Raw genomic sequence first — 12,006 nt, 5'->3', positions numbered from 1 at the left:
ACTGTGAGAGTCATGTTGTGGTGTGACAAGGAGTACCCTGTGCCAGTGAGGCTAGCTTTGGCGGCCGTCGGCCACCGTTCCCCGCCCTTACGCCGGCGTGTGCGCGCGGCATTCGGCCTGCTCCTGTGCCTGTTGCTGGTTGCTGGAGGATGTGGCTCTGGCAGGTCCGGCAGTGACCGCGCCCTGGGCGGCGGCAGCAGCTCTGGCGGCAGCGCCAGCTCGTCTTCGAGCAGTGGTGGTGCGGCAGGCCGTGGGCCGGAATTGACCGGAACATTTGCCGGTGACATCCAGGGGTTGTACTACGAAACACCGAGTTTTTCCGGGCTTACCGACGCCAGTGGAACCTTTCGCTACCGGGATGGTGAGGAGGTGAGTTTTTCCCTCGGCGATATCTGGTTTGGCACAGCCCCCGGGGCGCCGGAGCTCGACCTGTTTGACCTGGCGGGCAGCCCGCCGCTGACCTCCGAAGTGGACCTGCGGGTAGCGCTGGAAGACCACCAGCGGGTGGATGCGCTGGACTTCGTGTCGAACAGGATGCTACTGCTGCTCACCCTCGACCGGGATCAGGATCCCGACAACGGCATCGACCTCACCGACTGGAATACAGACCTCGTCGGTTACAGCGTGGATTTCGCCTACGACCTGTATGCATTTCCCTATCGTCGTGGGGTGGACGCCCTGTCGGCGATCACAAGTGCGTTCGACATCAAATATCAGGTGCCGCTGGAGGCGCCACTACTGTATCTCTACGAGGCACTCGGTATTGTGGTGCCGGTGCGGGTGCCCATCAGGGAGACCCGCGATTTCAATGATGACGGCCGTATCGAGCAGGAGGTGCGCTGGAGCTACAACGGCCTCGGCCTGCCGTGGGAGATTTTCTTTTCCCTGCTGCCGGACAGCACCGACTATTGGCGCGAGCGTTTGTATTTTGAGTACGACAGCCAGGGACGTCGGAGATTCATGCTGAGGGAAACCGATACCGACGAAAACGGCACGGTGGAATTTTTCTACCGCTCCGAGCATTTCTACAGCAATAGTGGGTTTCTGGTTGAAATCCTGGAGGAAGACGGCCAGTTTTCCGTGAGCGAGCGCCGGCGGTATCGGTTCGAGTATGACGCGGGCGGTAACAATTCCCTGTTCCTGTTTGAACAGGACGGCGATCTTGACGCCAGCGTCGGCGGCGCGGTCGATGGCATCGTCGATACCATTTTCCGCGTGGGCAGCCTGTACGACGACCGCGGTCTGTTGACGTTGCGGGAAGAGGAGACTGACCTCAACGCGGATGGCCTGTTCGAGAGGCGCCGACGTTTCGAATTCGGCTACAACAGCGGGGGTTTACTACTCGAACAGCTGGACACTCTGGATGACGGCGAAACCATCGAGGTAGATGGCGTCGTGGATGCCCGCATCGAGGTCGACTACCGCTACAGTGCCAGTGGGCGGCTGCTGCGGGAAGTTCAGCGCATCGACGATGACGGCGATGGGCGGGTAGACAGCGAAAACACCTATGAGTTTGCCTACCTGAGCAGCGGCCGTTTGCGCGAGCAGGTGTGGTCCTTCGATGTAGATGCAGACGGGCGCATGGAGTCCCGGCGCACCTTCACATATCGCTACAACAGCGGCGACCTGTTGACGCAAATCAAGATGGAGCTGGATAGCGATGCCAATGGAGCGGTCGATGTCAGCGAAGTGACGGACTATAGCTACAACAGCCGCGGTCAATTGCGGGAAACCGCCATCGCCACCTTTAACAGCGCCGGTGAGCGCCAGAGTCTGCTGACGGTTACCCGCGTATATGGCTCCAGCGGACAACTACTGGACTGGTATCGAGAGGGCGAAGGGTATACCGGCACCACCAACACCCTGCTGCATTTGCACTGGCAGTATCTGCCGCTGGATGATGGCCTGCGTTACCTGATCGATCACTACCGCTATCGTCAGCCGGCGTACACGGAAGTCGGTATCACCGATATCTATCTGCCGTGTATCAATTACCGCTTCGCGGAGGGCGGCACGCTGTGCGCGGTAAGCTGGCCGCTGGAGTGGAAATTTCACTGGCGCGAGCGCTGGAAGGCCCCGGGAGTGAATCTCGGCGGGCCCGTGGTGATCCGGCCCTGATCGCCTATTTCGTCACGTGAGTGCCTGTTGCGGACATGCGGCATGCATCCGGCAGGTAAATTTCCCGGATGAATGCCTGGCACTGAAGGGCGCAATCGGTTTTTCCTTTGCCGACCGCGATGAAATATCGCTCGCCGCGTGACGACTAAGGTCTTTCCTTATTTCGCTGTGGAACGCGATGAAGTTTATGCATTGGACATCAATGCATTTTCAATCGCGGTTTGACGAAGCGGTTCGCCTGGCCGATCAGGTACAGCAGCATTGCTTTTGGCCAACCGTGCAGTGCGGCCAGATGCATGCGGTACAGCGAGCGGTAGGCGAGACCGGCGAGGCGCCCTTCGATGGTAAGGCTGCCTTTTACCAGTCCGCCCATCAGGCTGCCCACCGCATCGAATTTTGACAGTGATACCAGGGAACCGCGGTCTTTGTAAGTAAAAGGCCGCAGCGGCGCGTCCGGCTTTTCCACCAGAGCGATGAGATTATCGCGCGCGGTTTTTGCCATCTGCTGGGCCGACTGAGCCCGTGGCGGCACCTTGTGATCCTGTGCATCCACGCAACCGGCGCAATCACCGAGGGCGAAAATGTCCGGGTCGCTTTTGCTGCGCAGGGTCGCTTCTACCTCGATCTGGTTCTGGCGGTTGAGCGCGAGCCCATCCAGTTGCTGGAGAAAATCCGGGGCTTTCACCCCCGCCGCCCACACGCGGATATCCGCGGGAATCACTTCTCCGTCTTTGGTGGCAAACCCGCTTGCGGTTGCCTCCGCCACCTGAGTGCCGATGAGTACCCGTACACCCAGATTGGTGAGTTCCTTGGCGGAGCTGTTGCCGAGACGCGGCGGCAGTGCCGGCAGCAGGTGGGGACCGGCCTCGATCAGAGTCACCTTGAGGTCCCCGTTCTTGATCCGCCCGTAGTGGCCCATCTCGTGTACAGCGTCCACCAGCTCGGCTGCAAGCTCCACACCCGTGGCACCACCGCCGACGATGGCGATTTCCACCTTGTCGCGCACGCGGTTTTCCAGTTGCAGGAAACGATCCAGCAGTTTGTTGTGAAATTTCTGCGCCTGTTCGGCACTGTCGAGAAACTGACAGTTGTCACGCACCCCCGGAGTGTGAAAGTCGTTGCTTTGGCTGCCGAGCGCAATTACCAGGTAGTCGTATTCCAGTTCGCGCGCCGGCACCAATGGCTTGCCATCCTCGCCGCACACTTCTTCCAGTTGAATGGTTTTTTCCGTGCGGTTAAGTCCGCACAGACTGCCCAGCTCGAAGTGGAATCCATTGGCGCGGGCGTGTACCTGGTAATTGAGTGCGTCGAGACTGGAATCCAGCGCACCGGTGGCTACCTGGTGCAGTAGCGGTTTCCAGATATGGGTGCGGTTTCTGTCGATCAGGGTGACTTCCACGGCGGGGGATTTGATACGGCGGTGAAACCGATTGAAGGAAAAATGGCGACCGAGACTGGTGGCCAGCTGCAGTCCGCCGGCGCCGCCGCCGACAATGACGATTTTTTTCATGACAGAGTTTCCTGTAGAGCTAAAAAAATTCTGTGCTCTTCCCGTCCACCGCCGGGCGGCGTGTTCTCTGTGATGACCTTGCGGTTCTGATTTTCGTTGTTTGTGTTGTTGCTGCCTACGGCCTTTGGCGCGGCCGCGCATGCTAGCGGCGAGTATCACCGGGCCGGGGGCATTTCGCAATCAAAGAATGGTTACAGTGGAAAAGGTATCCACTGCAACGGGTGCTGGAGGACTGAAAAATAGAAACCTGAATGGTGCGCCTGGGGGATACTCAGGACACCACTTCCGTATAGCGCCGGGCCAGCGCTTTCCAGTCACCGCTGCGGGCCAGATAGACCGGTTGCTGAGGGCCGGTAAAGGGTTCGTCTGTGGTCGGCAATTCGTCGACGAAGCCGACGACCGCGGCGTGACGGCAGCCGGCGGCGTGCAGTGACGTGACGCACTCGTCCGCGTGTGCCGCGGGCACCGAGGCCAGCAGGCCGCCACAGGTTTGCGGGTCTACCAACAGCGGCAGATGCGGCTGTGCCTGCCAGGCGGCGAGGTTCTGCAGTGCGTGGTAGGCGTGGGTATTTTGTCGGTGCAGGTTCGAAAGCAGGCCGCGCTCGGCGCAAAAGGTGGCCCCGGGTAGTAGGGGCAGCGCATCGGCGAACAGGCTGGCGCCGAGTCGGGACGCGTACTGGCCGCTGGAGATTTCTGTTTGCCCGGGGTGACTGCTCCCCTGCCACTGCAGCATCTCCAGCAGGTGGCCGAGCAGGCCAAAACCGGTGATGTCAGTGAGTGCGCTGGCATGGTTACGCGCGAAAATATCCGCGGCCACGGCATTGCTCTGCAGCATCACTTCCAGTGCCTGCTGCAACCAGCGAGCGCGGGCACGCCCCAATCCTTCGGCGGCGAACAGAGTGCCGATACCGAGAGGCTTGGTCAGAATCAGGCAATCACCGGCACGCACATTGGTTTTGTGCAGCAGCTGCTGCGGGTCGGCGATGCCGTTTACTGTCAGACCCAGCTGCAACTCCGCGCCTTCGGCGGTATGGCCGCCGCTCAGTACACAGTGGTGCTGGTTCAGTTCGCGCACGGCGCCGTCCAGCAGTTGCTGCAGGTCGCGTGCGGTGAGTTCCGGTGCCGACCGCGGCAGGGTTACCAGAGCCTGGGCAGTAACGGGTTGCGCGTGCATGGCGAACAGGTTCGAGAGCGCGTGCAGGGCTGCGAGGCGTCCGAACAACCAGGGATCCGCTACTGGAGCGCGCAATTGATCAGAGCTCTGCAGCAGCAGTTTGCCCGCGGGCAGTTTGATCACGGCGGCGTCATCGTCTGTACCGTGCAGCAGGGTGGGGGACTGCTGCTGAGGCAGGTCCGCCAGCGCGCGCTGGAGAATATCCGCTCCCGGATTGGCGTCGCAGCCGTTGCTGGGCACACCGGCCACGCTGTGACTGTTGCGCTGGGTGATTCCGTGCGCCGCGGTGCGCAACCATCGATGGGGGGAGGCGGGTTGCCACTGTTGCGGGAGGGTGGACAGTGTGCGAAAGCGCGCGGTGAATTTCCGGTCGCGGCGGTTCTTCCAGCGCCACAGGGTATTGCCGGCGGCTGCCAAACCGCAGCACGCAGCCACGGCGCGCCGGTCGCCGCAAGTGAGCAGGCTGACGAATTCTCTGCGCGGCTGGTAGCGGCGCAGGGGCTGTTCCAGCAGGCTGGCGCGCAGGTTGTGGTACAGGGTGTCGCCCTGCGCGAGGGCATGCTGTGCGGATTTTGGAAGCGGGGCCGGTACCAGACTGGCGGCGTCACCGGCGGCAAAGATGAGCGGGTGATTGGTGCGCAGGTACTCATCCACCTGTACAAAGCCGTTTCCGTCCAGCATCAGTCCTGATTCCGCCAGCCAGGGCGGCGCGGCGGCCTCGGTACACAGCATCACCTTGTCCACGGGCAGAAACTGCCCCTCGTCACTGTGCACACCACTCTGGGTGATTTCCGCTACCTGCCAGCTGCGGTGTACCTGTACCTTTAGGCGGGCGAGTTCCCGCGCGATCAGTTTTCGTGCCAGCAGTGGATAGCCGTCGGGCAGCCTGTTGCCGGCATGAATCAGATGGATTTCTACACGGCCGCTGTAGACCGGCTCCTCCAGCGCCCAGGCAGCGGCCATGGCGAGCTCGCAACCGCCAGCACCACCGCCCACCACGCCGATGCGCAGCGGCTCGTGTACGGCCTGGATCTGCTGTTTCAGCTGCTGCCAGTAGCGGTGGAAATGGCCGACGGGCTTTACCGGTATGGCGAGTTCCGAGCCGCTGATGGCGCGGCTCGGAGTGGCGCCCACGTCCAGCGACAACAGGTCGAATTCGAGGTCCGGCCGTCCCAGCAGGGAAACGCGATTGTTCTCGGGGTCAATCTGATGTGCACAGGCCTGGATAAAGCGGGCGCCGGCAGCGCGGCACAGACGCGGCAGGTCGATGTGCATCTCGTTGAAGCTGTAATGACCCGCCACCATACCCGGCAGCATGTTTGAGTAGGCGCCTTGTACCTGGGGGGAAACCAGTGTCAGGCGCGCGCCGGGCAGTGGATGTTCAGCCCACTTCTGCAACACCACGGCGTGGCTGTGGCCGCCGCCGACCAACACTATGTCCTGGTAGTGTGGATGCTCCTGCATGATCTGGTGTTCCTGATTAATCAGCGCCGCTGCGATCGAAATATAAACAGTGTAATGGGATGCGGCGCTTTAGCACGGATGGGATGCCCGTTCGTGAGGTATGTGGCGCCTGAAAAAATAGTTCAAAACGGAACAAGCGCAGGGAGTCCGATAAAAATCGTGCAATAGAAATAAGTGCGCCAACCGGTGAATGGCGGCTGGTCTTTAATGTAGGAGGCGTGTGGGCCGTGTTGCTTCCCGGTTCGCGCGCAAAGTTTCCTGTGCGCCTAAGTCCGACTGGCTGCTAGATGTCCACATCCGCAGATAAAAATTCCGCCGAATTCCGAGGGGCCCGTCGGCTGCTTTGGCTGCTGGTGTTCTTTCTGCTGTTGATTGGCGCATTGAACATCGTGGTCGCCACGGTACTTCCCGGTGCCGTGCAACGCTGGCTGCACGAGCGCGGTCTGGAAGCTCAGATCGAGTACCTGGATATTTCCCTGCCGCGTCTGCGTGTGCACCTTCGCGGTGTGCAGGTACGCAACAAATCCGAGCGCGGATTCCAGGTCGGTGAGGCGACTCTCGGACTCAGCTGGTGGCATCTGTTGCGCGGTCGGATTCACGTCAAACTGGCAGAGCTTGAGCGTGTTTATCTGGACCTCGAATCCGAACCGGGTGAGCGCGGCCGGGTTTGGGAGATCGGTGGTTGGCGGCTGGGAGAGGGGGAGAAAACGCCAAAAAACTGGCGTGTGGATCTGGTTGCCGCCAAAGTGCGCCACGGTGTGATCTGTTACCAGCATAAGCCTCAGTGGGATACGCCCACCTGTATACGGATGGGGCAGGTGGCACTGGAGGACTTTTTTGTCAGTGGGTTCCGCGAAGCGCAGGAGCCGCTGCGCTTTGCCATAGGTGCCGACAGCTTCTCCCTCGATAACGTGTTGGCATGGGACGAGTTGCCGCAGAAGAAATCGCCGTCGTCCACCGGTGCCCGCGCACAGGAGCCGGGTGAGGGAGACATGATGCGCACACCGGGGGAAAATCTCACGGTGGCGCTGGTGCGCCTGAAAACGGACGCTATCCGCTTTGAACACCCGGGGAATCTGCTCAGCGTCGCCGACACCTTTGTGCGGAAGTTTGCCGGTTGTCCTCCCGAGCGTTGGGCGGAAGCGGTGCCGGGATTCCGGCGCATCATCGGTCACTGCGCCAGTGCGCGGCGGTTACAGGTCCGGGGCCCCGCGAATTTTACCTTCGGCAGGCAGTCGGAAATTACCTGGCACCGAATCAATGGCCAGGAAGTGCGTGTGCGTTACCACAACCGTCGCCACCCCAACTGGTACGCGCCGACCATCGCCATCAATGATTTTGATTTTCGCCGCGAGGACAAATCCCTGCAGTGGCAGAGCGCCGGGGCGAGCGGATTTTCCTGGTGCCCAAGCCGCCTGCGCAGTGCACGGCACCACTATTGTCTGCGCGCCGGCAGTCTGCGTCTGCCACAACCGACGCGGTTTGAGTGGCGCGACGGCTTCCGCGTGGAGATAGCGGAAGCGAGCCTGGATCAGGGCACGGTGCTGGACATGGACGCACCGCATCCGCCCGCCAATGCACTCAACACCCGCAGCCTGCGTCTTGGTGCCCTCAGCTATCACAATGGCAGTCGCCGCCTGCAACTGCAGCAGCTTTCCCTCGCCAGTGCATCGGGCTGTGTGCCCGGGGCATTGTGGGGGCGTAAAGATCAGTGTGTGTCTGTTGCCAGTCTGCAGCTCCCGGAGCAATTTGCGCTGCAGTTTCCGCGCAGGTCCACCGCGGGCAATCGTCCGGCGCAGTCGTGGCAGCTGGAAAGTGGACCGTTACAGCTGGCTAAATTTCAGTTGGGCGAAGGCAGCGTCGATACATCCACTCTGTTGCTGAGCGGATTCCATTGGGCGCGTGCGGAGATCGCCCCGGTGGAGCGGCGCTACCTGCTGGAGGATATCGCGCTGGAGCGACTGGGGGGATGTGTGCCGGATGGCTGGTTGCCTCAGAGGCTGTCCCCCCTGTGTGCACGGGTGTGGAAACTGGACGGGCGCGGCGATTTCATTCTCGATCTGCAGGAATTTCCCTATCTGGTTCTCGGCGAACTGCAACTGGCGACGCTGCTGCTGTCGGACCACCTGAGCGCGGACCCGGCACAACAGAAGGGCCTTGTCCTCAACGAACTGCAAACCGGCAATGGATTTTTCCGTCTGCGCCAGCAGTCTCTGCAACCGGGGGAGTACTTTGCCAGCGGTGACGCGCATTGGTGGGGGGAAGAAGTAAGGGCCGCGGACGAGGGTGTCGACGGCGCGGAAAAAGGCCTTTCGCCGGAAGAGTTGAAGGCAGCACGCGCGTCCGCAGACGCGGCGGCAAGAGCGGCCATCGGCACACCCCTCGGTGTGCGTGAAACCGAACTGGAACTCGCTTCCCTGTCCCTCACCAGTCTGGATGGCTGTCTGCCCACCTCCTGGCAAATGCTGCTCAACAGTGGTGGTACCCGGCGCCCAGCGTGCTTTGCCGTGCACCAATTGCGCCAGCAGCAGCCTCTGCATCTGCGGATGGAGAAGATCGCAAGTAGTACTGAAGCGCAGAGAAAAACGGACGGCAACATGCGTCTCGGGTTTACTGCCGCAGACCTGTCACTGGACAGCGCCGATATCACCAGTGCCAGCGGCGACGCCCTGCTCCGCGTGGCACAATTCACGATGCCAAAGGCGGATGTTCGTGTGCAGACGCAGCCGGCACGCGCGCGCCTGCAGCTGCCTGGCGCGGCGCTGGACAAGGCGGAGTTCTGCCTGAGCCCCGAGCGCTGTGTGGATGTGGCGAGCCTGCGCACCGGAGCACAGTTCGCGCTGGATTATGCGCCCGGACATTTCAATGCGGATATGAATGATCTGGCGCTGTCACATTTCTCACTGAGCGGTGGTGAGGATCAGTTCTCTGTCGAAATAAACCAGCTTGCCGGCCACGCCCTCCAGGTCAGCCTGCCGCGGATCGCCGGTGCCCGCGCCGACTGGAAACTGCAACAGCTGCAGGCCGAAGAACTTGAGGTCTGCTGGCCGCAGAAAGATGCGACAGAGCGCGGAACGCCCGATCGAGGCCTGCCTCGCTGTGTGCGCGGTAGCGGTGTGGCATCGGAAGGTGACGGCGTCGCCGTCGCGCAGCTGGCGCTGCATCGCAGGCTGTCGGATCCGGCGCAACTGACCCTTGAGCGGCTGCGCATCGAAAGCCTGGGCGTGGTGCAGCGCGGAGCCGCAGGCAACGACAACCCGGTCCAGCTCAATCTTCACAACCTGAGTCTGGATGCCGTGAATGGCTGCGGCCTTGACGATTGGCTGGCCACAAGCGCAGCTGGCGCGCGCTGGGGTGGATGCCTGTCGTCCGGGCGACTGCAACTGAGCGGCGACAATCTGGTGCGTCTGGGCGGCGGTACTGACGGGGATCTCCGCGGTGACGGCCGGATCCGGCTCGGGCCGCTGGCGGCGGCGGATCTGAAGCTGATGTCCGCGGATACCCGGAAGCCCATCCTGCAGCTGTCGCAACTCGCGTGGCAATCTCTGCACTGGCCCGGTGGTGCCCGAATACAGGTGGAGGATCTCGCGGCTCGGGATTTCTCCGGCTGTCTGCCGCCGACGCCGGGCCAGCCGGTACACGACCCGTTGTGCGTTGCCATTGGCCGGCTGCAGGTAGCGGGGTCGCAGACCCTGGCCCAGGGAGAAGACCTGCGTTTGAACGGGCAGGTGCTGGTGGAGGATGTTGCCCTGCGCCAGGGAGAGCATCGGCGCCTTGGGTTTACCCGGTTGGGGGTGAGTGGGCTGGTCTTTTCCGGTGGCGCACTGGCACTGGAGCAGGGCGAACTGAGCGGGCTCAGCGGTTGCTTCAGTCCGGTGCAACTCGGCGACAGGTCCCTTGCGCCCTGTTATGAGGTGGGGCGTATTTCCGTGTCCAGCCAGCACAAGGTCAGATTCGGAGCGCTGGGCAGTGGAGATGCGCAGCGCTATTTTCGCGATGTACGCGTAGAGGGCCTGCGTGTTACCCAGGCGGATTTTTCCGCCGGTGTACCGTCGGACCTGCTCCTTGTTGAAACCCTGGACGCGGAGTTGCTGGGATTCGGTACCCGCGAACTGGTCAGCGACAATCTGCGACTGAAAAATATCAGCAGTTGTCTGCCGCGCGGATACATCAACAATCTCAATCACTGCTTAAACGTGCAGGAACTGATCGCCACCGGGCACTACGATTTTGCCACGCGCACCCTGGCGTTGACGCAGGCGCGCGTGGACCAGTTGACGGTGCTGGGTATCGAAGGCGACCGCGTGCTGGAAACCGAATACGCAGACGCCCGGGGACTGACGGTCGCGAAAGGCGTCATTCGTCTGCTGGCGCTGGAAATTGCCAGCGGCAAGCTGTTTCGTCGCGATGAGCGCGCGCAGGAATTCGTCAACCACCAGTGGAACACGGAAATCGAACTGCTGCGGGTAAACCAGTTTGAATATTTCCCGCCGGAGAAAATTCTCAACATCGACACCATCGACCTCATCCGTCCCCACAGCATGCTCGCGCGTGGGCGCGAGGGCGACCTTGGGGAGTGGGAACGCTTACGCAGCCAGACCCCGGAGGAGAACCGCCACCGCTACCAGCGGGGAGATATCGCACGCGAGGCCAATCGCTTCCACTACCGGGTGAACCAGATCACGGTTGATCGTGGACGCTTTCTCTGGCTCGACAGCACGAGTGATTACGATGCCAAGCTCCCCCTGCGCCGTATCAACCTGCTGTTGCGGGGTGTCAGTAACTATCACGAGGACCCGCCGGCACTGGTGATCCTGAACGGGCGCGCTGGAGGCTTCAGCGAAATGCACCTGGCCGGGCAGGTGAATCTTCTGGAAGACAACCAGTGGGATGCCTCACTGCTCGGTTATGTTGAAGGCGCCAACCTCATTCCCACAACCCCCTATATCGCCGCTCTGCTTGGCTACAAAATTCTGCAGGGTCAGTTGGATGCACTGGTGGATATCAAGGTGGATGACAACCAGGTGGATGCCCTGGCAAAAATGAAACTGGAAAAAATCAAAGTGCGCCGTGTGCGCGACACCGACCACCTGAAAGTAAAAAGAAGCATCATTCCCCTCAGTCTGGCGCTGGCGTTGTTAAAAGACGGCAATGGTGACGTGCATTTCAATATGCCGGTCTCCGGTGAACTTTACGATCCCAAATTCAACTTCAGTTTTATCTTCAGTGATCTGTTGCAACGGGCTATCCTCGAAGCGCTGTTTGCCTATTTCACTCCGGTGGGGTTCTACAGTCTGGCGAAACTCGCGTGGGCGCGTTTTCGCGCGGTGAGTTTTTCGGATATCGAATTCGCCCCCGGGAGCGATGTGCTGAGCGCGGATGCCGAGGCCAGTCTGAACGGCATGATTGAAAAAATGCGTGATAACCCCAAAGCGAGACCCGGAATCTGCGGTGTGGCAACGGCGCAGGATATGGAAGTAATGTTCCCCTATGAAACGGGCGCCATGTACGGAAGCCGGGAACAACGCAAGAACTTCTACAGCGATCCGCCGCGGGGGCTGCGCGAAGAGCTGCTGCAACTTTCCAATCGCCGCAGCCGCCAGGTACAGAAATTTTTCATCGGCGCCGGACTCGACCAGGAAGATTTTATCCAGTGCGCGCCGGACTATATCGGGAACGATTCCGGCGCCCCACGCGTGGAGTTTTCCAACTGAGAATTATCCGGTTACCCACTCGATCG

At 61.2% G+C, this 12,006-nt stretch carries 4 protein-coding genes; 2 read left to right on the top strand and 2 right to left on the bottom strand.

Going from position 1 to position 12,006, the window contains the following annotated elements; translation table 11 throughout:
* Positions 1–39: 39 nt before the first annotated feature.
* Complete coding sequence (locus tag C3938_RS04505) at positions 40–2,118, top strand: hypothetical protein (RefSeq protein ID WP_158681559.1); 2,079 nt, start codon at positions 40–42, stop codon at positions 2,116–2,118.
* 199 nt (positions 2,119–2,317) lie between these two features.
* Here the strand turns inward: C3938_RS04505 and C3938_RS04500 are convergent, their stop codons facing one another.
* Entirely contained in the window at positions 2,318–3,628 is a 1,311-nt protein-coding gene (locus C3938_RS04500; RefSeq protein ID WP_105102021.1) for an NAD(P)/FAD-dependent oxidoreductase, read from the bottom strand.
* A gap of 271 nt (positions 3,629–3,899) precedes the next feature.
* A complete protein-coding gene (selD, locus tag C3938_RS04495; protein WP_105102020.1) occupies positions 3,900–6,266 on the bottom strand; it encodes a selenide, water dikinase SelD in 2,367 nt (788 codons plus the stop codon).
* 287 nt (positions 6,267–6,553) lie between these two features.
* Between selD and C3938_RS04490 the strand changes: the two genes are divergently transcribed.
* Positions 6,554–11,980 carry a DUF748 domain-containing protein gene (locus tag C3938_RS04490; protein ID WP_105102019.1) on the top strand — a complete coding sequence of 1,809 codons (5,427 nt, stop codon included), beginning with the start codon at positions 6,554–6,556 and terminating at the stop codon, positions 11,978–11,980.
* The last annotated feature ends 26 nt before the right edge of the window (positions 11,981–12,006 follow it).

This window comes from Microbulbifer pacificus, assembly GCF_002959965.1.
GTDB lineage: Bacteria > Pseudomonadota > Gammaproteobacteria > Pseudomonadales > Cellvibrionaceae > Microbulbifer > Microbulbifer pacificus_A.
The sequence above is the reverse complement of the archived record's forward strand: the minus strand, read 5'-3'. Positions and strand labels throughout refer to the sequence as shown.